The organism is Bradyrhizobium glycinis (genome assembly GCF_016031655.1).
Lineage (GTDB): Bacteria > Pseudomonadota > Alphaproteobacteria > Rhizobiales > Xanthobacteraceae > Bradyrhizobium > Bradyrhizobium glycinis.
On record NZ_JACCHQ010000025.1, the window covers coordinates 83,010 to 105,174 of the forward strand.

Here is a 22,165-nt window from a genome sequence, read left to right on the forward strand (position 1 = left end):
CTTGACGACCAGCGGCCACAGAGTGCGCCTCAGCGCGCGGCGCTCGGCTCCGCCGCAGCCCGCTCGCCGCCGACGACGTGGATCGCACCGTCCTTCACCAGCGCCACCTTGCGGCTGTGGAAGGCATCGAGCGTTGAGCGGTGGCCGATCGAGACGATGGTGGCGTGCGGCAGTCTCTCCGCCAGCAACCGGTAGAGCCGGGCTTCCGACGGCTCGTCGAGCGAGGCGGTGGCTTCGTCCAGGAACAGATAGTCCGGCGCATGCAGCAGCGCGCGCGCAAGCGCGAGACGCTGCTGCTCGCCGAGCGAGAGCGTCCTGTTCCAGTGGCCATCCTCGTCCAGCCGCCCGGCGAGATCGGGCAGCCCGACCGCGATCAGGGCGTCGCGGACCTGCGCGGCGTCGAACGCGCTCGGCGCTGCCGGATAGACCACGGCATCGTGCAACACGCCGACCGAGAAATAGGGCCGCTGCGGCAGCATCATCAGCTTTGCCTTTTCCGGAACCACAACCGTGCCGGTGCCGAAGGGCCAAATGCCGGCGATGGCCCTGAACAGCGTGGACTTGCCGGAGCCGGACGGTCCGGTCACCAGCACGCGCTCCGAGGCCTGAATGGTGAAGGCCTTGGCGGCCACCAGCGGCGTGCCGTTGGGCAGGTTCACGCAGAGCTGCTCGAGGTCGATACGGCGGCCGGCGACCTCCAGCGCGATGGCAGGCTCATGTGCCGGCAGATTGACCGCCGAGGCGACCGACATCTCGAAGCCATCAAGGCGGGCAATCACCGCGCGCCATTCGGCCAACGAACGGTAGGCGGTGACGAAGAAGGACAGCGCGTCCTGCACGCTGCCGAACGCTGAGCCGGTCTGCATCATGTCGCCGAGCTGGATGCGCTTGGCGAAGTAGGCAGGCGCCACCACCACATAGGGAAAGATCGTGGCGGCCTGACCGTAGCTCGCGGTGAAGGCGGTCAGGCGCTTGGTCCGGCGCATGATCTCGTACCAATTGCCGATGACGAAGCCGAAACGCTGCAGCAGACGCCCGCGCTCAGCGTTCTCGCCTTTCAGAAGCGCGATCTGCTCGGAATTCTCGCGCACGCGGATCAGGTTGAAGCGGAAATCGGCTTCGAAGCGCTGCTGCTCGAAATTGAGATTGATGAGGGGAGAACCGATCCAGTGGGTCAGCGCGGTTCCCGCGATCGCGTAGGCCACCGCGCACCAGACCAGAAAACCGGGGACGACGATATCGGTGCCGTAGAGATACAAGGGCGCCTTGTAGGACAGGCCCCACAGGATGACGACGAACGAGGCCAGCGTCACGACCGAGGACAGAAGGCCAAGGCCGATGGTCAGCGTCTGTTCGACGAACGTCTTGACGTCCTCGGTGACACGCTGGTCCGGATTGTCGGCGGCGTCGCCCTTGAGCTGCATGCGGTAATGCGTGGCACCGTCGAGCCATTCGCCGAGATAATGTTGCGTCAGCCATTGGCGCCAGCGGATCTGGAGCCACTGGTTCAGGTAGAGCTTGTAGACGGCCAGCGCGACGAAGGTGAAGGCAAGGCCAAGGAAGATCCAGACTTCCTTGATGAACTCGGGCAGATCGTAGGCCTGCAGCGCGCTATAGAACCGGTTCTGCCATTGATTGAGCAGCACATTAATCGCGACCAGCACCAGCTCCATGGCGACGACGACGGCAAGCAGGCCGCGGCCCGCCCATTTGTCCTCCGACCGGAAATAGGGGGCGGCGATTCGCCAGACGATCGCGAGCGTGGCGCTGATGTTCTTCACAGAGCAGGGTCTCCTCGGGGGATGTGCACAAATGCCCGGAGCCAACGACTTGAGGCAACGGCGGAAACGGGCGCGCTTAGACTAAAGTCGCAAGTTCTGCAATTTGCGTTGGATTGTCGCAGCCAGCAACCCTAGCATGGCACCCGACGGTGCGGGGCGGGGTGCTCCGGGATTTCGCGACCTTGTGAGCGGCCGGGAACCGCCGCATCGCGAGGAATTCACGTCCAACGCGGGGGCTATCGCTTCCCGCGTCAAGCAGGACCGGCTCTCCACGCGGGCGCCTGTAGCGAACATGCGTGGGGAGGAAGACGATGTGGAATCAAATCTATGACCCGCTGCACAGCCCGGTGCTGTCGACGATTGCGGCGGCGGTTCCCGTCGTCACGCTGCTGGTTTTGATCGCGAGCGGCCGCGTCCAGGCGCATATCGCAGCAATCATCGCCGTGATCGTGACCAACCTGATCACGATCTTGGTCTTCACCATGCCGGCGAACATGTCGATCCGCGCTTCGGTGCTGGGCATCGTCACCGGGTTCTTCCCGATCGGCTGGATCGTCCTCAACGTCATCTTCCTCTACCAGGTCACGGTGACCACCGGGCGTTTCGAGCTGCTCAAGCGCGCGGTCGGCGGCGTCACCGAGGACCGGCGGCTGCAATTGCTGCTGATCGCGTTCTCGTTCGGCGCGTTCTTCGAGGGCGCCTCGGGCTTCGGCACGCCGGTCGCGATCACGGGCGCGGTGCTGATCGGGCTCGGCTTCTCGCCGCTCGCGGCGTCGGGCCTGTCGCTGATCGCCAACACCGCGCCGGTCGCCTATGGCGCGCTGGGCACGCCGATCCAGGGCCTCGCCTCGGTCACCGGCCTCGATCCCTACATCCTGGGCGCCATGGTCGGACGGCAATTGCCGTTCTTCTCGCTGATCGTGCCGTTCTGGGTGGTGTGGGCGTTCGCGGGCTGGAGGGGCATGAAGGACGTCTGGCCCGCGATCCTCGTCACCGGCGTCTCGTTCGCCATCCCGCAATACGTGATCTCGAACCACATCAATCCCTGGATCGTCGACATCGGCGCCTCGCTGATCTCGATGGGCGCGCTGATCCTGTTCCTGAAGGTGTGGCAGCCGAGGCAGCTCTGGCTGTCCCCGGCGCTGCGCGGCCGCGACGAATCGGCCGCGACGATGGCGGCGGCGAAGCCGCTCGACAAGACGCCGCTGACGCAGAGCGAGCTGTTTAGCGCGCTGTTGCCATGGATCATCGTCTGCGTCGTGATGCTGGTCTGGGGCAACGGCGCCTTCAAGGCCTGGGCAAACTCGATCTTCGTCTGGAACTATCCCGTTCCCGAGCTGCACCAGATGATCAACAAGATGCCGCCGGTTGCGCCAGGGCCGACGAAGGAGAGCGCGGTGTTCGCCTTCACCTACCTGTCCTTCACCGGCACCGGCATGCTGATAGCGGCCGTCATCTCCGGCCTGTTGATGGGCGTCGGTCCCGGCAAGCTTTTGATCCAATATGGCCGCACCATCCGGCTCTGCGCGATCTCGCTGATCACGATCTCGGCGATGCTCGCGATCGGCACCTTGACGCGCCTGTCCGGTGTCGACGCCACGCTCGGTCTCGCCTTCGCCGCCACCGGCGTGCTCTATCCCTTCTTCGGCACGCTGCTCGGCTGGCTGGGCGTCGCGCTGACCGGATCGGACACCGCCTCCAACGTGCTGTTCGGCAACCTGCAGAAGATCACCTCCGAGCAGCTCGGCCTGTCGCCGGTGCTGATGGCGGCGGCGAACTCCTCCGGCGGTGTGATGGGCAAGATGATCGACGCGCAGTCGATCGTGGTCGCCTCCACCGCCACCAATTGGTACGGCCATGAGGGCACGATCCTGCGCTTCGTGTTCTGGCACTCGATCGTGCTGGCGTGTCTCGTCGGCGTGCTCGTGACGTTGCAGGCCTATGTCTGGCCGTTCACGGCGCTGGTCCTGAAGTAGGGTTCCAAGCCGCGCCCACAAATCCTCGCGAGGCTCGTCCCCGCGGGGATTTGTGCGTCTGCCGCGAACCTTCTCAACGGCACGGTCGTCCTATAGAAGGTGCCGCAAATCAGGTCGGGTCGAGAGGTCTCATGGTTTCGCTTCTGCGCTTGCAGTGTGCGGCGGTTGCAATGCTCGCGATGTCTACGCTCGCGCGTGCCCAGGAGGGGTTTCCGTTCGGCACCGAGATGACACTTGAGGCGTTGCCGCAAGCAGGCTCGAAGCGGATTCCCAACATCGAGATCGGCGACAATGGGGAGGTCGTGCTGGAGCTCTGGTGCAAGGGCGGCAAAGGCCAGTTCTCGGTCGCCGGCAACACCGTGATCTTCGTCCCCGGCCAGATCCAGGACCGCAACTGTCCGCCGGCGAGAGCGCAGGCCGACGACGAGCTCGTCGCAGCCCTCGGCAGCGTCGAGACCTGGAAGCGCCAGGGCGACGTGCTGACGCTGATCGGCCCGAAGCCATTGCGCTTCAGGACGACGGGGAACTAAAATCGCAAGCAGCGCTCTCGTGTCCCGGACGCGGTGCGGCACGAAGTGACGCTCCGCAGAGCCGGGACCCAGACTCTTTCTGCAATCGTGTGTGTGGCCTCTGGGCCCCGGCTCGCAGCGCTTCGCGCTGCGTCCGGGGCACGAGAGCCTATTTCCACACCGACTTGTCGGCGTCCCAGCGCTGGCCCTTCAGCTCCTTGACGAGCGCCTCGATCGAACCGTTGTCGTCGGGCAGATCGCCTTCTTCGTCGAGGCTCGCATCGTCGGACAGATTGAGCCTGGCACCGCTGCCCTCGTCGGCGGTGGTGATCACCGGGCTGCCGATCCAGAGCATGAGCTTGTCGGTGGTGCCCGGCTTGTCGGGCGAGACCAGGCCTGCGACCTCGATCGTGTCGGTGAGTTCGAGCGCCGGATGATCCTGGTTCGGCCGCTTGAACACCAGCTTGAGCTTGCCGGTGGCCGGGTTGAAGTTTTGCGCGACCGGCTTTGCCGCGAGCGTCCTGCTCAGCACGTTCGCCACCGCCGTTGCGAGCTTGCCCTTGTTGATCTTGTCGCCCTCGCGCCAGTCCGCCGCGGGGAAGCGGATGGTACGGTCCATCTCGGTCATGCCCGCGGTCCAGCCTGCGGCGGTGACGCCGGGCATCGCCTTGAACTTGGCCAGCAGCGCGCCGGCGCGCTCGGGATCGACGGACATGGTGATGGTCTGCTCGCCCGCGCGCAGCGCATCGCAGCCGACATTGAGGCTCGCCAGCGTCACCTCGACCTCCTGGCCCTTCAGGCTCTTCAGGAAGTCGGTCGCGGCGTCGAGCTTGACCTTGACCGCGATCGCTTCCGGCGAGACGTCGGTGAAATCCTTCGGCTGCGGCGTGATGCCGTCGTCGGAGCTCTGACTGTCCAGGAATTCCTTTTCGCTGAGATCGGAATTGTCCGGCGAGGTGACTTCGGTCACCGCCTGGCCGATTGCGATCTGGCCGCGGAATTCGAACATGTCGCCGGACTGCTTGCGCGTCAGCTTGACGCTGACCGGCGACTTCTCACTGATGCTCTGCGTCGTTCCGGTCAGCGTCTGGCCCGCGACCTGGAGGTTGACGACGAAGCGGTCCTTGCGCTCGGAGTTCTTCGCGATGGGGTAGCAGACGTCGAGCACCGCCGCGGTCACCGTCTTGCCCTGGCGCGTCTCCTTCAGGATCACGTCGGCATTGCCGTCCATCAGCCCGTCGATCGAGGTGAAGTAGCGCGTCTCAAGTCCGCCCGGCGCGGTCGCCTTCGGCGACAGCTTCATCTGGGCGGAGGCCTGCGGCGGAACGGCGAGCAGGGCCAGAACGGCCGTGGAGCAAACCAGGAGCGCACGCATCGATGACATCCTCGCGCAACGGCCATGATCCGGAAAAAGTGTGAAGCGGTCTTCCGAGCGGATCATGCCCAAACATCAGAATCGGCGCGCCACCGTAGTGGGTTTTGGCCGCTGGTTGAATCGGAAAGCGAAACGGGCAGGGTCGGCAAAAAAGAAGGCCGCCCGGAGGCGGCCTTCGCAACTTTGTCACGGAACGACAGGCTTAGAAGCCGCCCATGCCGCCGCCCGGGGGCATGGCGGGCGGGGCTTCCTTCTTGGGCAGCTCGGCGACCATGGCTTCGGTGGTCACCAGCAGGCCGGCCACGGAGGAGGCGTCCTGCAGCGCGGTGCGCACCACCTTGGCGGGATCGATGATGCCCTTCTCGACCATGTCGACATAGTCCTCGTTCTGGGCGTCGAAGCCGAACGTCTCGGACTTGTTCTCCAGGATCTTGCCGACCACGATCGAGCCTTCCACGCCGGCGTTCTCGGAGATCTGGCGGATCGGGGCTTCCAGCGCCTTCAGCACGATATTGATGCCGGCCTGGACGTCGTCATTGGCGTTGGTGAGACGGCCGACTGCCTTCTTGGCGCGGAGCAGCGCGACGCCGCCGCCGGGGACGATACCTTCCTGAACCGCGGCGCGGGTGGCGTTGAGCGCGTCCTCGACGCGGTCCTTCTTCTCCTTGACCTCGATCTCGGTGGCGCCACCGACGCGGATCACCGCGACGCCGCCGGCGAGCTTGGCGAGGCGCTCCTGCAGCTTCTCGCGGTCGTAGTCCGAGGTGGTCTCCTCGATCTGGGCCTTGATCTGGCCGACCCGGGCCTCGATGTCGGGCTTCTTGCCGGCGCCGTTGACGATCGTGGTGTTCTCCTTGTCGATCACCACTTTCTTGGCACGGCCGAGCATCTTCACCGTGACGTTCTCGAGCTTGATGCCGAGCTCCTCGGAGATCAGCTGGCCGCCGGTCAAGATCGCGATGTCCTCCAGCATGGCCTTGCGGCGGTCACCGAAGCCAGGCGCCTTCACCGCGGCCACCTTCAGGCCACCACGGAGCCGGTTGACGACCAGGGTGGCCAGCGCCTCGCCCTCGACGTCCTCGGCGATGATGACGAGCGGCTTGCCCGACTGCACGACGGCTTCCAGCACCGGCAGCATGGCCTGCAGGCCCGAGAGCTTCTTCTCGTGCAGGAGGATGTAGGCGTCCTCGAGCTCGGCGGTCATCTTCTCGGCATTGGTGACGAAGTAGGGGCTGAGATAGCCGCGGTCGAACTTCATGCCCTCGACGATGTCGACCTCGGTCTCGAGCGACTTGTTCTCCTCGACGGTGATGACGCCCTCGTTACCGACCTTCTGCATCGCCTGGGCGATCATCTTGCCGATGGCGGCATCGCCGTTGGCGGAGATGGTGCCGACCTGGGCGACCTCGGAGGAGGCGGCGACCGGCTTGGCGCGCTTCTCGATGTCCTTGATGACGGCGGCAACCGCACTGTCGATGCCGCGCTTGAGGTCCATCGGGTTCATGCCGGCAGCGACCGCCTTGGCGCCTTCGCGCACGATGGCCTGGGCCAGCACGGTCGCGGTGGTGGTGCCGTCGCCGGCGAGGTCGTTGGTCTTGGAGGCGACTTCACGCACCATCTGGGCGCCCATGTTCTCGAACTTGTCCTCGAGCTCGATCTCCTTGGCGACCGTGACGCCGTCCTTGGTGATGCGGGGGGCGCCGAAGCTCTTCTCGATGACGACGTTGCGACCCTTGGGGCCGAGCGTCACCTTGACGGCGTTGGCGAGAATGTCGACGCCGCGCAGCATGCGATCGCGCGCGTCTCCGGAAAACTTGACGTCTTTGGCAGCCATGGTCTGCAATCCCTCGTGTTACGTGATGTGTGTTGTCTTGTGCCGTGCGGCGCTCTCTTCGTCATTGCCGGGCTTGACCCGGCAATCCATCATCTTGTGAGGAGGGATGGATGCCCGGGTCATCTAGCGCGAAGACGCGCTTCGCGCTTCTGCCCGGGCATGACTGCGGCACATTCAGTGGCCGTTCAGGCGGATGGCCTTAGGCCAGCACGCCCATGATGTCCGACTCCTTCATGATCAGGAGCTCTTCGTTGTCGATCTTGACCTCGGTGCCCGACCACTTGCCGAACAGCACACGGTCGCCGACCTTGAGGTCGATCGGGATCAGCTTGCCGGTCTCGTCGCGGCCGCCGGGGCCGACGGCGACGACCTCGCCCTGGGACGGCTTTTCCTTGGCCGTGTCCGGAATGATGATGCCGCCCTTGGTCTTTTCCTCGGCGTCGATACGTTTGACCACGACACGGTCATGCAGCGGACGAAATTTGGATTTAGCCATGACGTTTCCCTTTGGAGGCTCGCTTCGGAAGTAGTGGGGTCGGTGGGGCGGCGCTTCCGTCCCCCTCTCTTCGAGGGTGAACGGTACGCTTAGCAATCGGGCTTTCCGAGTGCTAATAGTGGGTCCGGAAATATGGCTTGGCCGCGATCCTGTCAAGCAAAGGTGGTTAAGCGGTTGTTGAGGCGGATATAGGATGGTGGCATTGGAAACTCGCTCGGGGCGTCGGCGTAAAGAACGACGTCATTGCTCCGGCAGCGGTTTTGCGCTTGGCTGCGGGAGGGGTGCGGCCATGGTCTTGTTCGGGGGAATGCCATGATCAGTTCGGCTCACGCGCGCACGGTTGCCAATCTGGCGGCCGCTTCTTGTCTGGCGCTGCTGCTGGGCGCCTGCGGCGGCGGCTTCAGCCTGCCGTCTCTCACGTCGTCCCCGCCGCCGGAGACCGAACCGGGCGTCACTCCCGAAATGCCGGCCACCATCCGCGCCGACGAGATCGTCGGCCGCTGGGGCCTCGCCTCGTTCCAGAACCCGGCCGACCGCGCCCGCACCGAGAAGATGGCGCGCGAGCAATGCAAGAACCCCTACGTGATCACCGCCGGTTCCTCCGGCGGCGTGATCATGCATCTCGCCGACCAGGCAACGCCGCAGGAACTGCGGCTGAAGGGCTCGCCGAGCGGCAAGAACTACATCGGACCGGCCGGCCCGACCCCCGGCGAGCAGGACCGCGAGATCGTCTCCTTCGACGGTCGCGTCATGATCACCCGCTTCATCGACAAGGACGCCGCCACCCGCTACGGCAACATGGTCTACGTCCGCTGCGCGCCGAGGGCGTAGTCTTCTGTCGTTCCGGGGCACGCGAAGCGTGAACTATGGTGCGCACTTGCGCACCTGAGAACCTCGAGATTCCGGGTTCGGTCCTGCGGACCGCCCCGGAATGACAGCGAGAGACAAAAAAAACGCCGGCCCAAGGCCGGCGTTTTGTTATTCCTTTGTCGTCGCCCGCTCAGTCGAACAGCGCGTCGATGTCGTCCTGCGAGGCGTGGCCGACGTCGCCGGCGAGCTTGGGGCCGTTGAGGAGCTTCTCGTCCTCGGTGCGGTTGTCGACCTGCGCCGGCACATGGGACTTGATAGCGTCGACGCCGCCCCAGATCTCCATCATCGCGTTGATGTGCTGCTCGATGAACTTCATCGTGCCCATGACCTTGCTGATGCGCTGACCGGTCAGGTCCTGGAAGTTGCAGGCTTCGAAGATCGAAATGACGCGTTCCTGGATGTCGTCGGCAAGGCGCTTCTGCTGATCGATCGAGTCCACCTTGGACATCGCGCTGGCGGCCTGGTCGATCGATTCCGCGGCTTCAAGGATCTGCTGGGTCGCCTGCTCGGTGCCGCCGACCACCGCGCCGAGCTCGCCGTTGACCTTGGCCATCTCGCCGCCGTCGAAGCTCTTGCCGTGCAGCGTCGCGATCTCGCGCTTGGTGCGGTCGATGGCGTCGTGGATGAGGTCGAGCTCGACCTTCAGCTTCTCGCATTGCTCGATCTGCGCCCGGTAGGTCTCGAGCATGGTGCGCGCTTCGGCAAGCTCGTGCGCGGTCGAGGCGTCGATCGCCGCCATCGCAGCGCTGCCGGACAGCGGGGCCGCGACGATGCCCTTCGCCATCTGGGCGCGGATCGCGCGAAGCTCGGCCATGATCTCGCTGTGCATCGGGAGTGCCTCTTCAGTTACGTCTACAATGGGCATCTCGCCACCGACGATATCTTCGACGCGAAAACGCTTGCGGTGAACAGCCATCAGGATACTCCCCCCACCTCACTCACGCGTCTTTGTAGGCAGAAGCGATTTAACACGAAGTTCACAGCAGGAACTGCTGATCGGCCGCGCGCGACGCGGCGCAAAGAAGCGATTAACCATCACCGGGCGGCGTTCATCGAAAATAAACGCTGATCGCCAAATTGCAGGCGCGCTCGCGACGTGGTGAATCGAAACGCGCCTTCCGTTTACCAAACAAAACGGCTTTTGCTTTTTATTGACCACGTCGAAGAGCGCGGATCAGCCACCGGCTCTCCACGACGCATGTGATCTAGACGAAACAGTACAGAGTACGTCGATGTTCAAGAAAATGTCTGTCGCGCTGCTCGGCAGCGCTTGCACCTTCATGGCCGGCGCGAACGACGCCAGCGCCTTCGACAACAGCGTGCCGAACAATCCGCCTGCAGTGCTGTACCAGCCGCGCGTGCCGCCGGCGCCGGTGCGCATGGCGTCCAATTCCAACATGGGCGGTGGCTTCATCGAATTCCTGTTCGGCGATGGCCCCGGCCGCGGCCCGGCCTACGCGCCGGAGCAGCCGGTGTATCAGCGGCAGCCGGGCTATTACGACCAGCGGCGCCTGCCGCCGATGGGCGAGCCGCAGATGCAGGGTGGTTATCAGCACGGCGGATATCAGCAGGGCGCGTCTCTCCAGCAGGAGGCGGTCGATCCGCGGCAGCGTCCGTTCGATCCGAAATTCGAGAAACAACTCGTTGACTATAGCGGCAAGGAAAGTCCCGGCACGATCGTGGTCGATACGCCGAACAAGTTCCTCTATCTCGTCGAGGGCAACGGCCGGGCACTGCGCTACGGCATCGGCGTCGGCCGTCCCGGCTTCACCTGGTCCGGCGTGAAATCGATCACCGCCAAGCGCGAATGGCCGGACTGGACGCCGCCGGCGGAAATGCTCGCGCGCCGGCCCGATCTGCCCAGGCACATGGAAGGCGGCCCGGAAAATCCGCTCGGTGCCCGCGCGATGTATCTCGGCTCGACGCTCTATCGCATCCACGGCTCCAACGAGCCCTGGACCATCGGCACCAACGTCTCCTCCGGCTGCATCCGCATGCGCAATGAGGACGTCATCGACCTCTACGGCCGCGTCAATGTCGGTACCAAGGTCGTGGTGATGTGATTTCTTTTTACCCTCTCCCCTTGTGGGAGAGGGTGCCTCACGCAGCGAGGCGGGTGAGGGGTTCTCTCCTCACGAACAGCTTTGCGAGCGGAGAGAACCCCTCATCCGGCGCTTCGCGCCACCTTCTCCCACAAGGGGAGAAGGAAAAAGCTTCGAGCCAAGCTGCTTAAAAATGAAAACGGCCGCCTTCCGGGCGGCCGCTTTTGTTTGTGACGTTAGCAGGCGACCTTACGCGTAATCGCTGCCGCCGTCGTCGCTGCCGAAGTCGCTGTCGTCGGCCGCCGTGTCGAAGCTGTCATCGCGATCGTTGCCGTAGTTCTGGTCGCTGTTGTCGCGGTCGTTCGACGCCTGGTCGAAGAAGTCGTGACGGGACTCCCGGTTCGAGCCGATGTCGTCGAGACCGGCATCGCGCGCGAGCGAGCCGCCGGACTGATCGCCGCCGCCGCCCCAGGGACTGCGGTCGCCGAGCGCGTTGGTGTCGCCAAAAGCCTGCTGGTGCGATCCGCCCATCATGCCGCGGATGCTCGAGAGCAGCAGCGAGCCGCCGACGACGCCAGCGGCGGCCGCCGCCGCTGTGCCAAGGAACGAGCCGCCGCCACCGCCGATCGGCGCAGCGCCATAACCCTGACCCGGACCCTGGCCATAGGCCTGTCCATAAGGCGGCGCGCCGTAGCCCGGCTGCGTCTGCTGCATTGTCTGGCCGGTGTTCCAGACCGGCCGCTGCTCACGCGGGGGCACGTTCGGAACCGATCCGCGCGAGGGGCTCGATCCGAACAGCGTGTCGCGCATGGTATCGAGGAAGCCGCCGGACTGCGCCTGCTCGGGCGCGTGGGCCGCTTCCAGCTCCTGGATGCGGGCATTGGCGCGCTTTAGCGCTTCGTCCTGGACGAGCGTGGTCTGCACCAGCGCGTAGATGGCGCCGGGCGCCTTGCGCAGGCCGTCGGAGATCGCGGCGATCGCATCGGGATCGCGCGGTGCATTTTCCAGCTTTGAAAGCCGGTCGAAAAGGTCGTCGACGAGCTGGCGTTCCTGCGGCGTCATGATCTGTCTCCTTCGCGCGAAACCAAGCGCGAGAGGAGATGTAGGGTTCCATTATGGCCCCAACAGTGCCGGCCGGATTAAATTTCGGTATGCGACAAGCTGCCTCTGGCGCGCTTTTCGCCGTTCATCCCAGCGTCACGTTGCTGTCCGCCAGCAAACGCGCGAAAGCCTCGCCGGCGAGATAAGCATGTTCGCGTTCACGCACGTCGGTCATGGGGTCGAGGCCGGTGAGGACATCGTCGACGAAGCCGGGATGGCACATCACGAGGCCGCCATCGGGAAGGCCGTCCAGGAATTGCCGCATCAGCGCGCCGAAATCGGCGGCGCGCGTGAAATCATAGGCGCCGGCGAAGCCTGGGTTGAAGCTGAGGCCGGCACGGCCGGCGCGGCGGCGGAATTGCGCGCTGAGGATATCGAGCACCATGGCCTTCGGCGAGGCCAGCCGCTGCGCCAGCGGCAGATCGCGGCCGCCCTGGCGCACCCAGGCGCTTGGCGCAGCCTCGACCACCGCATCGACGAAGCCGTCGCGCACCTGCGGGAACAGCTGCACGTGCTGGTGACCGTCGACGAAGTCAGGGGCGCGGCCGAACGCGTCCGTGAAGGCCGCCAGCTGCGCCTTCACCTCGTTGCGGATGAATTCACGGTCGAGCCGGCGCATCAGTCCGGCGCGCAGCAGCTTGGGAAAGGCGAAGAACATGTCGCCGTCCAAAGGGCGGAAATGCATGGTGAGCGGCCGGAACGGCGCCGACAGCGTCACGTGCAATCCGATCGCGCAACGCGGGCTTTGCGTTGCCGAAGCCTGCAGCGCCTCGACGTCGCTGCGCGCGATCGCCGGCCCCACCATCATCACCGACGTGGCGTTGAGACGGCCGCGTTCGATCAGGTCGCGGATGGCGCGGTTGACGCCCGGGCTGATGCCGTAATCGTCGGCGCAGAGCCAGATCCGCCGCGGGCTCGCGGCCACGCTCATTCGGCTGCCGTCCTGCTCGCAGCCTCATCGGCTTCGAAATGCTTCTCGCTGTGCTCGGCGACGAAGTAGATCGGGCGTGCCTTCAGCTCGGAGAGGATCTTGCCGATATATTCGCCGACGATGCCGATCATGATGAGCTGCACGCCGCCGATCGTCATCAGGCCGATCACGAGCGAAGGATAGCCGGGCACCTGTTTGCCGGTCGTGAACACCTCCCAGAGGATCGAAAGGCCGAACAGGAAAGCGCCTCCTGCGAGAATGACGCCGAGCAGGCTGGCGAAGCGCAAGGGCGCCACTGAAAACGAGGTCAGGCCCTCGATCGACAGGCCAAGCAGGCTCGCGGCGTTGAAGGTGGTGACGCCATGTGCACGCGCTGCGGGCTCGTAGTCGACGCGGATCTGGCGGAAACCGATCCAGCTGGCGAGGCCCTTGAAGAAGCGGTTGCGTTCCGGCAGCTGCCTCAGCGCAGCGACCGCGCGCGGTGACAGCAGGCGGAAATCGCCGGCGTCCTCCGGAATCTTCTGGCGGGCGCCCCAATTGATCAGCGCGTAGAAGCCGTGCACCGCGACCCGGCGCAGGAAGGGCTCGTTGTCGCGATGCGCCTTGGCGGTGTAGACGACGTCATAGCCGTCATCGATCCAGTGCCGCACCAGCTGTTCGACCAGCGCCGGCGGATGCTGGCCGTCGCCGTCCATGAACATGACGGCGCCGAGGCGGGCATGGTCCAGGCCCGCCATCAGCGCAGCCTCCTTGCCGAAATTGCGCGACAGCGACACCACCTGAACGTCGATGGCGTCGGCCGGCAATGACCGCGCGATCGACAGCGTCGCATCCTTGCTGCCGTCGTCGACATAGACGACCTCGCAAGACAGGCGATAGCGCTGCCGCAGGGTCTTGGCGAGCTCGCAGATGCGCTGGTGCAGAGCGGTGAGGCCTGCCGCCTCGTTGTAGACGGGGATGACGATCGACAGCCCCTTCGCTGCGGCGTTGGCTGCGGTGGTCGTCATGCCGGAAACGTCAGAGCCCAGCGTCATCGATCAAGGTTCCAGAGGCCTTTAGGTCATCTCAACAGCATATGGTAGCTGCCGTTTTCTGTCGCAAAGCTGAACGGAACGGACCTGGGGCTCACCGCCGCAGGAACGCCTCGAGCTTGACGAACAGCGGGTTCTCCCGGTCGAACACGTAGTCGAGCGAGACCACCGAGACGGTCTCGGCGCCATGCTCGCGCAGGAAGCTCGCCAGCGCGTAGAGCTGCCCCGGTGGGCAGTGCAGGGTCAGCATGCCTGACGAGGTCGGACCGCCGAACGGGGCCTCCACGCCGAACCGGCTGTGGGCTTCCTGAAGCAGGGCGGCATCGCATTGCCGGAAGCGGGTGCGGACTTCGCGATACTTGTTGGCTCGCGCCCGTGCTGCGATGTGATCGAGGATGACACGCGCCGTCTCGCGCGCCTGCGGCGACCAATCGGCCTCCTTGGCGGCCACCAGGTTGGCCTGGCTGCGCAGGATCACGCCGTCGTCGAGCACCCGCAGGCCATTGGCGGCGAGCGTCGCGCCGGTGGTGGTGATGTCGACGATCAGCTCGGCGCTGCCGGCCGCCGGTGCGCCTTCGGTGGCGCCCGCGCTTTCGACGATGCGGTAATCGGTGATGCCGTGAGCCTGGAAGAAGCCGCGGGTGAGGTTGACGAACTTGGTCGCGACCCGCATTCGCATGTGATGCTGCTCGCGGAAGCCGGTGGTGACGTCGTCGAGGTCGGCCATGGTGCGGACGTCGATCCAGGCCTGCGGCACCGCGACGACGACGTCGGCATAACCGAAGCCGAGCCCGTCGATCAGCGATACGCGCTTGTCGGCATCGGCGATGTTCTCGCGCACGAGATCTTCACCGGTGACGCCGAGATGGGCAAGTCCGCGGGACAATTGCGCGGCGATCTCGCTCGCCGAGAGATAGGCGACCTCGACATTGTCGAGCCCTGCGATGATGCCGCGGTAGTCGCGGACGCCGCCGGCCTTCGACAGCTTGAGGCCGGCACGGGCAAAGAAGGCCTCGGTGTTCTCCTGCAGGCGGCCCTTGGAGGGAACGGCCAGAACGAATGGCGCGCTCATGACTTAAGCTCCCACCTTGCGGCCGATCCGGTTCAGCGCGTCCACCCAGACCGAGAAGCCAACCGCGGGGATCGGCGCGGCCGAGCCGAGCTGGGTCAGCAGCCCGTCATAGCGGCCGCCGGCGACCAGCGGCTCGGCGCCGTTGCCCCTGTGATGCAGCTCGAATTCGAAGCCGGTGTAATAATCGAGCCCACGCCCGAACGCGGTCGAGAAACGAGTCTGCTTCACGTCGATGCCGCGCGCGGCCATGAAACCGACCCGGCTCTCGAACTGATCGATCGCGGAGGCGAGATCGAGCTTCGCGTCGGTCGTGAGTGTGCGCAGCTCGGCGATGGCATCGTCGGGATTGCCCGCGATCGACAGGAAGCGCTTGAGCACGGCGATCGCCTCGCGCGGCAGCGCGCCGCCCTTCAGCGTCGATTGCTCGAGGAAGCGATCGGCGATCTCGGCCGTGGTGCGGCCGCCGACATTGGTGGTGCCGGCGATCGACATCAGATCGGTGACGAAGGCGAGCGCCGCCTTGCGGTCGGAGCCGGCAAGGGCCGCCAGCACGCCCTCATACTCGCTGCGCGTCGCTTTGGTCGCGGCCGCGAGCCGCTCCAGATCCTGTTCCAGGCTGATCTTGCGGTTGAAATCCTTGATCAGGCGGCGGCGCCAGACCGGATAGAGGTTGAGCGCGTCGAGCAGCGCATTGAACAAGGCGACATCGCCGGTACGGATCTCGACGTCGCGGACGCCGAAAGCGGCCGTCGCCTCCAGCGCGAGCGCCAGCATCTCGGCATCGGCCGCGGCGCGGTCCTGACGGGCGAATGATTCGATGCCGGCCTGGAGGAATTCGCTGGCCTGGCCGCTGCGGTAGCGGAACACCGGACCGAGGTAGCTGAACCCCGCCGGCTGGCCGGCGCGCCCCGAGGCCAGATAGTCGCGCGCGACAGGAATGGTCAGGTCCGGGCGCAGGCAGAGCTCCTCGCCGGAGAGGTCGGTGGTCAGATACAGGCTCTTGCGGATGTCCTCGCCGGAGAGGTCCAGGAAGGGCTCGGCCGGTTGCAGGATGGCGGGCTCGGCCCTGACGTAGCCGGCCTGCGCGAACGACAAGAGCAGCGTATCCGCCCAGGCGGCGGAGCCGGCAGCATTTGAGGTGGCAGTCGCGGTCATCTCAGGGGTCCATCGTCCCGGCGGAACCGGGCAGGCTAGGGGAGGCGAATTGGCGCAGCCCTTAGCATGGCCCGACAGCGGTTTCGACCTCCAAAGGGTCAATCGCTTAACGGGTGGGCAATGCGCAGGATCAGGCGCTTTTGCCGTTCCAATCGCCCAGCACCGCCTGCACCAGCGCCAGGGCGGCGACGGCGGCGGTGTCTGCCCGCATGATGCGGGGGCCGAGCGCCAGCCGCAGGATCCTGGGCTGGCGCAGCAACAGCGCCCGCTCTTCCTCGGCAAAACCGCCTTCGGGGCCGATCAGCACGTCGATACCGCGTCCGGTCTCGCGTGCGGCTTGCAGGCCCTGAATGGGATCCTGGACCTCGGCCGCCTCGTCGCAGAAGATCAGCAGGCGATCAGCGGGGCGCTGGCTCAGGAAGCGCTCCAGCGGCACCGGCTCGGCCACGCTGGCGATGCTGAGGATGCCGCATTGCTCGGCCGCCTCGACCACATTGGCGCGCATCCGCTCGGTGTTGACCCGGGACGCCTGGGTGAACCGGGTCAGGACCGGCTGCAGGGCGGCGGCGCCCATCTCGATGGCCTTCTGCACCATGTAGTCCAGCCGGGCATGCTTCAGCGGGGCGAAGACGCAAGTGAGGTCGGCGAGCCGGTCCTGAGGCCGGGTCTGCTGCAGGATCACGAGGCCGTCCGGCCGCTTTCGGCCTTCGATGGCAGCCTGCCACTCGCCATCCCTGCCGTTGAAGGCCAGGACCTCGGCGCCGGCCGCCAGCCGCAGCACATTGCCGAGATAATTGCTCTGGTCGCGGTCGAGCGGCACCCTGGCGTCCTGGGCCAGGGGGGCATCGACGAACAGGCGGGGGGCGCGAAAGTCGTGGGAAGGCATCGCTTGGGGTCCGATTACCGGCCGTTCTTAACCGAAAGGCGCCATTTCGGGGGTAAATATTGCCGAACTGGTGCGTCCCAGCGCCGCGCTCTCGCCCTATTCCACGGGTTGTTAAGCGCCGGCGGGAATCGTAAAAACGCGAACACGCTGGTCGCGCTTCAATTGGGAAGCTCTGAACCTCGTAAGCTCCTGCCGGAGAGACTATCTTGATGATCCGTCATTTGATGGTTCCGATCACTGCCGCCATGGTCGCCATGGGTGCTGTGGGCGCTCATGCGCAAAGCGCGTTCCCGGCGCCGCTGCCCAATCAGGCTGCCGCCAATTCCCCATTTCCTCCGGTCAACGGTTCGGCACCGACCGCTTCGGTCGGTGCGGCTCCGCAATCGTCCTTTCCCGTGAACGGTGCTGCCCCGATCGGCGGCGCTGGCGCCTTCAGCGCGGCTCCCCCGACGCAGGCCGGTCCCGGCGAGGACTGCATGAAGGCTTTCATTCCGCTGCGCGAGGAAGCCGAGAAGCGCGGCAAGCTGATCAAGGCCGCGAGCGACCGTCACGCGCAGCCGGACGAGGCGTGCAAGCTGATCCGCAATTTCAGCCAGGCTGAAGTCAAGATGATCAAGTACATCGAGACCAACGCCGCCAAATGTGGAATCCCGCCGCAGATCGGTGCGCAGCTGAAGGAAGGTCACAAGAACACCGAGGCCATGGCGACGAAGGTCTGCAACGTCGCGCAGCAGATGCAGAACCAGCCGCGCGGTCCAGCCGGCCCGTCGCTGAGCGAAGTGCTGGGCTCGGGCTCGGCGCCCGAGGCCAATGCGGGCAAGAAGGGCGGCAGCACCTTCGATACGCTCAACGGCAACGTCCTGACCCGATGATACACGTGCCGCCGATTTGAAGTTCCTACGGTGCTTGCCGCGAGATCCTCATAGGAACTTCAAATCTATAAGCGGCACGTGAATTATGGTTTTCTGGCTAGTGCCCTTGTAGTTTTCGAAGTTCGTACCGGAATGCGCCGCGATGGAATACGAACTTCGAAAACTGGGCACTAGCACATCCGCCCGCGTTGCCGATTCCACCGGCAACTGGGTCGATACGCTCGCGCCGCATTGGGCGCGGCCTTACCTGCGCCTGTCCCGCTTCGATCGCCCGATCGGCTCCTGGCTTCTCCTGATGCCATGCTGGTGGTCGGCGGCGCTGGCCGCCGGCATGGCGCATGACATTCGCGGCCTGCCGCTCACCATCGTGCTGTTCTTCATCGGCGCTTTCGTCATGCGCGGGGCCGGCTGCACCTGGAACGACATCACCGATCGCGACCTCGACAGCAAGGTCGAGCGCACGCGCTCGCGGCCGCTGCCGTCGGGGCAGGTGACCACCAGGCAGGCGCTGGTCTTCATGGTCGCGCAGGCGCTGGTCGGTCTTGTGGTGCTGTTGCAGTTCAACCGCTTCGCGATTGCAACGGGCATCGCCTCGCTCCTGATCGTCGCGATCTATCCCTTCATGAAGCGCATCACCTGGTGGCCGCAGATCGTGCTCGGGCTCGCCTTCTCCTGGGGCGCGTTGATGGGGTTTGCCGTCACCTTCGGCCGCATCGACGCCACCGCGCTCGTGCTCTATGCCGGCGCGATTTCCTGGGTGATCGGCTATGACACGATCTACGCGCATCAGGACGCCGAGGACGACGCGCTGATCGGCATCAAGTCGACCGCGCGCCTGTTCGGCGCGCATACGCACCAGGCGCTGATCCTGTTCTACGGGCTCGCGGTGATGCTGATCGGCGTCGCGCTGGCATCTGGCGAAGCGCGCTGGCCGGCCTGGCTCGGCCTTGCCGCCTTCGCCGCGCATCTGGCCTTGCAGATCGTGCGCTTGAAGATCGGCGATCCCGAGCTGTGCCTTCGCCTGTTCAAGTCGAACCGCGACGCCGGCCTGCTGCTGTTTGCGGGATTGCTGGTGGATGCCGTGCTGCGGGCGGCGTAACTCGAATGCCTAGGGTGGGCAAAGGCGCCCTTGCGCCGTGCCCACCATCTTTCCAAGATTTCAACAGAAGCGGTGGGCACGCTACGCTTTGCCCACCCTACGGCACCATTAATTCCTCGCGATGATCTCGCGCTCGCCCTGATGAACCGGCAGCTCGCGCGCCATCGCGGTGCGCCGGCGCATCAGGAATTTCGGACGGCGGGCGCGGATCGCGTTGGCGCGGCGGCGGCGCGGTGCGGGCTTGCGGGCACCCTCGTCGAGCTGCGGCAGCGCGAAGATCTCGCTCCAGATCGCCCAGGCCTGCGCGATCTCGTCCGCGTCAGTGCTGATCAGCAGCGGGATGGACAGCGACGGATCGCGGTGCACGAGGACGAGCGTCTGCGCCTCGTCGTTGCCGCGCAATGCGACGCCGGTGAAGTCGGCGACGCGCACGTTGATCGCCATCTGCATGCCGCGCACGGCACGGCGCAGCACGACGCGCTCGCGATGAAGCTCGATCTGCCTGACATATCCGTCGGCGCGCGGATCATGCGCATCGAAGCGGACCGGAAGGGAAAGAGGGTCGAGCCGCAGGGAGCGGCTCGACCCGGCGGGGTGGACCCCGCATGTTGCTGTTTGACGCCTCACGGCTTCGTTCTCCCCGCCGGGATTATGTTCCCGGTCGATGCGAGGACCTTAGCGCGGGGCGGTCCGAAACCGCTTAAAAAGGCTGGTTAATCCACCGTCACTCGCTCCTCATGATTGACAAGACCTTGGCGTGCATGATTGACGAGACGTTGCGCCGATGTCGCGAATCTGAGCTTTTGGCGGGCTGAAAATGCTTGAAGTCCGCGCGATCAGGGCACATCTGTGGGTTCCGGTCCCGAACCCCGCCCCAACAGGATTTCGTTCGTGAACTCTTCACCAAGCTCGACGCTTTCGCCTGCCGCCAGTCGCGACCTGTTCGATCAGTCCGCGCTCTCCGATCTCGCGCAGCGGCTGGTCGAGGCGGCCAGGCGCGCCGGCGCGGATGCGGCCGACGCGGTCGCGGTGCGCGGCGTCTCGCAGGGTGTCGAGGTTCGCGACGGACGCGTCGAGGAATCCGAGCGGTCCGAGGGCGACGATGTCGGCCTGCGCGTGCTGGTCGGTCAGCGTCAGGCGGTGGTCTCTACCAACGACGTCAGCGGCGATGCCGTCACCAAGCTTGCCGAGCGGGCGGTTGCGATGGCGCGCGTCGCGCCCGACGACAAATATGTCGGTCTCGCCGATCCCGCGCTGCTCGCGCGCGACTTCCCCGATCTCGATTTGCTCGATCCCGCCGTGCCCACGACCGCCGAGCTCGAGCGCCGCGCGCTCGCGGCCGAGGCGGCCGCCCTCGGCGTCAAGGGCGTGACCAAGTCCGGCGGCGCCTCGGCCTCATCAGGCATCGGCGGCATGGTGCTCGTCACCTCGACCGGCTTCCACGGCTCTTACCTGCGCTCCAGCCAGGGTATCTCCGCCACCGCCATATCGGGCGAAGGCACCAGCATGGAGCGCGACTACGACTTCACCTCGGCGCCGCATGGCGCCGATCTGTTGTCGCCCGAAACCATCGGCCGTTCGGCCGGCGAGCGCACCGTGGCGCGCTACAATCCGCGCAAGGTCGAGACCTGCAAGGTCCCGGTCGTGTTCGATCCGCGCGTCGCCGGCTCGCTGGTCGGCCATCTCGTCGGTGCCATCAACGGCGCCTCGATTGCGCGCAAGACCAGCTTCCTGAAGGACAAGCTCGGCCAGCAGCTGTTTGCGAAGAACATCCGCATCATCGACGATCCCTTGCGCAAACGCGGCCTGCGCTCGCAGACCTTCGATGCCGAAGGCGTCGCGGTGAAGCGGACCGCGCTGGTCGACGACGGCGTGCTGACGACCTGGCTGCTCGACTGCGCCACCGCGCGCGAGCTCGGCCTCACCACCACCGGTCACGCCCATCGCGGCGTGTCCTCCTCGCCCTCGCCGGGGCCGTACAACCTGCATCTCGAGCCCGGCACGCCGACGCCGGCCGAGCTGATCGCCGATATCAAACAGGGGTTCTACGTCACCGATCTGATCGGCTCCGGCGTCAACGGAGTCACCGGCGATTACAGCCGCGGCGCCTCCGGCTTCTGGATCGAGAACGGCGAGATCACCTATCCCGTCAGCGAGGTGACGATCGCCGGGCACCTGTTCGAGATCTTCAAGTCGATGCAGCCCGCGAACAATCTCGAATTCCGCTACGGCATCAATGCGCCGACGGTGCGCATCGAGGGTTTGACGCTTGGCGGACGCTGACGCGCACTCTCTCGACGACACCATCCTGATCCGCGACGCGGCGCTGCTGAAGGACACGGTGCGGGAGGCGGGCGCGCTGGCGCAGTCGATGTTCCGCACCGAGCTGAGGAAGTGGACCAAGGGCGCATCCTCGCCGGTGTCGGAGGCGGACATCGCGGTCAATGATCTGCTCGAATCGCGCCTGCGCGCCGCGACGCCCGATTACGGCTGGCTGTCCGAGGAGAGCGCCGACGATACGGCGCGGCTGTCGCGGCGGCTGACCTGGATCGTCGATCCCATCGACGGCACGCGCAATTATCTCGGCGGCCACGACGAATGGTGCGTCAGCGTCGCGCTGGTGGCGGACGCTTCGCCGGTGCTTGCCGCCGTGTTCGCCCCGGCCACCGACGAATTCTTCTTCGCAACGCGCGGCCGGGGCACGACGCTCAACGACAAGCCGGTGCGCGCGACGCGCGGATCCGAGCTCGACTTCGCCCGCGTCGCCGGCCCGAAGCCGCTGGTCGAGCGGCTGAAGCCGTCACTCGGCGAGATCAAGCTGCACCGGCGGATCGGGTCGCTGGCGCTACGGCTGTGCCGGGTCTCCCATGGCGCGCTGGATGCGGCTTTTGCGGGCGGCAACAGCCATGATTGGGATCTTGCGGCGGCCGATTTGATCGTGCAGGAAGCGGATGGTAGGATGAGCGACCTCTCCGGAGAACCCATCCTCTATAACCGCCGGGAAGTGGCGCACGGGGTGCTGGTGGCAGCGGGACGCGAACGTCATGCGGGCATTGTCGCGCATTTTCGCAACCGTCCCATAGCCTAAGGCGCTTTCGTCGTGCTTCTCGAACACTGCTTTGCCGGGCAGCCCTT

The 22,165-nt window shown here is 65.7% G+C and carries 20 protein-coding genes; 8 read left to right on the plus strand and 12 right to left on the minus strand.

Annotation, left to right across the window (positions count from 1 at the left end; translation table 11 throughout):
- Positions 1 to 29: 29 nt before the first annotated feature.
- Positions 30 to 1,781, minus strand: coding sequence for an ABC transporter ATP-binding protein/permease (locus tag HZZ16_RS28895; RefSeq protein ID WP_197953224.1), 1,752 nt, complete (start codon positions 1,779 to 1,781; stop codon positions 30 to 32).
- 311 nt (positions 1,782 to 2,092) lie between these two features.
- Between HZZ16_RS28895 and HZZ16_RS28900 the strand changes: the two genes are divergently transcribed.
- Positions 2,093 to 3,757 carry an L-lactate permease gene (locus HZZ16_RS28900; protein ID WP_197953225.1) on the plus strand — a complete coding sequence of 555 codons (1,665 nt, stop codon included), beginning with the start codon at positions 2,093 to 2,095 and terminating at the stop codon, positions 3,755 to 3,757.
- Positions 3,758 to 3,888: 131 nt separating this feature from the next.
- A complete protein-coding gene (locus HZZ16_RS28905) occupies positions 3,889 to 4,287 on the plus strand; it encodes an META domain-containing protein (protein WP_197953226.1) in 399 nt (132 codons plus the stop codon).
- Positions 4,288 to 4,435: 148 nt separating this feature from the next.
- Here the strand turns inward: HZZ16_RS28905 and HZZ16_RS28910 are convergent, their stop codons facing one another.
- The 3 genes from HZZ16_RS28910 to HZZ16_RS28920 form a co-directional block, all read right to left on the minus strand.
- Positions 4,436 to 5,641, minus strand: coding sequence for a hypothetical protein (locus HZZ16_RS28910; RefSeq protein WP_197953227.1), 1,206 nt, complete (start codon positions 5,639 to 5,641; stop codon positions 4,436 to 4,438).
- A 202-nt stretch (positions 5,642 to 5,843) separates the two neighbouring features.
- Entirely contained in the window at positions 5,844 to 7,475 is a 1,632-nt protein-coding gene (gene groL / locus HZZ16_RS28915; RefSeq protein ID WP_197953228.1) for a chaperonin GroEL, read from the minus strand.
- 199 nt (positions 7,476 to 7,674) lie between these two features.
- Positions 7,675 to 7,971, minus strand: a complete 297-nt coding sequence (locus HZZ16_RS28920; RefSeq protein ID WP_025033779.1) for a co-chaperone GroES — start codon at positions 7,969 to 7,971, stop codon at positions 7,675 to 7,677.
- A 312-nt stretch (positions 7,972 to 8,283) separates the two neighbouring features.
- On the opposite strand from HZZ16_RS28920, the gene HZZ16_RS28925 reads away from it, so the two are divergent.
- Positions 8,284 to 8,802, plus strand: a complete 519-nt coding sequence (locus tag HZZ16_RS28925; protein WP_197953229.1) for a hypothetical protein — start codon at positions 8,284 to 8,286, stop codon at positions 8,800 to 8,802.
- A 169-nt stretch (positions 8,803 to 8,971) separates the two neighbouring features.
- Here HZZ16_RS28925 and HZZ16_RS28930 read toward each other — a convergent pair whose 3' ends face one another.
- Positions 8,972 to 9,757, minus strand: a complete 786-nt coding sequence (locus tag HZZ16_RS28930) for a protein phosphatase CheZ (RefSeq protein WP_197953230.1) — start codon at positions 9,755 to 9,757, stop codon at positions 8,972 to 8,974.
- 316 nt (positions 9,758 to 10,073) lie between these two features.
- Between HZZ16_RS28930 and HZZ16_RS28935 the strand changes: the two genes are divergently transcribed.
- Positions 10,074 to 10,904: a L,D-transpeptidase gene (locus tag HZZ16_RS28935; protein WP_197953231.1), complete on the plus strand. Its 831-nt coding sequence runs from the start codon at positions 10,074 to 10,076 to the stop codon at positions 10,902 to 10,904.
- 228 nt (positions 10,905 to 11,132) lie between these two features.
- Here HZZ16_RS28935 and HZZ16_RS28940 read toward each other — a convergent pair whose 3' ends face one another.
- From HZZ16_RS28940 to HZZ16_RS28965, 6 genes are all read right to left on the minus strand, one after another.
- A complete protein-coding gene (locus HZZ16_RS28940; protein WP_197953232.1) occupies positions 11,133 to 11,945 on the minus strand; it encodes a DUF2076 domain-containing protein in 813 nt (270 codons plus the stop codon).
- A gap of 124 nt (positions 11,946 to 12,069) precedes the next feature.
- A complete protein-coding gene (locus HZZ16_RS28945) occupies positions 12,070 to 12,915 on the minus strand; it encodes a ChbG/HpnK family deacetylase (RefSeq protein WP_197953233.1) in 846 nt (281 codons plus the stop codon).
- Positions 12,912 to 13,949 (minus strand): glycosyltransferase family 2 protein, encoded by a 1,038-nt coding sequence (locus HZZ16_RS28950; protein ID WP_197953234.1) that lies wholly within the window; start codon positions 13,947 to 13,949, stop codon positions 12,912 to 12,914. Before HZZ16_RS28950 ends, HZZ16_RS28945 begins: the two co-directional genes overlap by 4 nt.
- Before the next feature lie 91 nt (positions 13,950 to 14,040).
- Positions 14,041 to 15,018: an ATP phosphoribosyltransferase gene (hisG, locus tag HZZ16_RS28955; protein WP_197953235.1), complete on the minus strand. Its 978-nt coding sequence runs from the start codon at positions 15,016 to 15,018 to the stop codon at positions 14,041 to 14,043.
- A 3-nt stretch (positions 15,019 to 15,021) separates the two neighbouring features.
- Entirely contained in the window at positions 15,022 to 16,173 is a 1,152-nt protein-coding gene (locus HZZ16_RS28960) for an ATP phosphoribosyltransferase regulatory subunit (protein WP_197953236.1), read from the minus strand.
- 130 nt (positions 16,174 to 16,303) lie between these two features.
- Positions 16,304 to 17,059, minus strand: coding sequence for a 16S rRNA (uracil(1498)-N(3))-methyltransferase (locus HZZ16_RS28965; protein ID WP_197953237.1), 756 nt, complete (start codon positions 17,057 to 17,059; stop codon positions 16,304 to 16,306).
- Positions 17,060 to 17,268: 209 nt separating this feature from the next.
- Between HZZ16_RS28965 and HZZ16_RS28970 the strand changes: the two genes are divergently transcribed.
- Positions 17,269 to 17,931 carry a hypothetical protein gene (locus HZZ16_RS28970; protein ID WP_197953239.1) on the plus strand — a complete coding sequence of 221 codons (663 nt, stop codon included), beginning with the start codon at positions 17,269 to 17,271 and terminating at the stop codon, positions 17,929 to 17,931.
- 142 nt (positions 17,932 to 18,073) lie between these two features.
- Positions 18,074 to 19,030, plus strand: a complete 957-nt coding sequence (gene ubiA / locus HZZ16_RS28975) for a 4-hydroxybenzoate octaprenyltransferase (RefSeq protein WP_197953241.1) — start codon at positions 18,074 to 18,076, stop codon at positions 19,028 to 19,030.
- 108 nt (positions 19,031 to 19,138) lie between these two features.
- On the opposite strand, the gene HZZ16_RS28980 is transcribed toward ubiA, so the two are convergent.
- Entirely contained in the window at positions 19,139 to 19,657 is a 519-nt protein-coding gene (locus tag HZZ16_RS28980) for a DUF6101 family protein (protein WP_197953243.1), read from the minus strand.
- Between the two features lie 264 nt (positions 19,658 to 19,921).
- Here HZZ16_RS28980 and HZZ16_RS28985 point away from each other — a divergent pair, with 264 nt between their 5' ends.
- Both HZZ16_RS28985 and HZZ16_RS28990 read left to right on the plus strand, forming a co-directional pair.
- Positions 19,922 to 21,313, plus strand: a complete 1,392-nt coding sequence (locus HZZ16_RS28985) for a TldD/PmbA family protein (protein WP_197953245.1) — start codon at positions 19,922 to 19,924, stop codon at positions 21,311 to 21,313.
- Complete coding sequence (locus HZZ16_RS28990; protein WP_197953247.1) at positions 21,300 to 22,118, plus strand: 3'(2'),5'-bisphosphate nucleotidase CysQ; 819 nt, start codon at positions 21,300 to 21,302, stop codon at positions 22,116 to 22,118. Before HZZ16_RS28985 ends, HZZ16_RS28990 begins: the two co-directional genes overlap by 14 nt.
- Positions 22,119 to 22,165 lie beyond the last annotated feature (47 nt).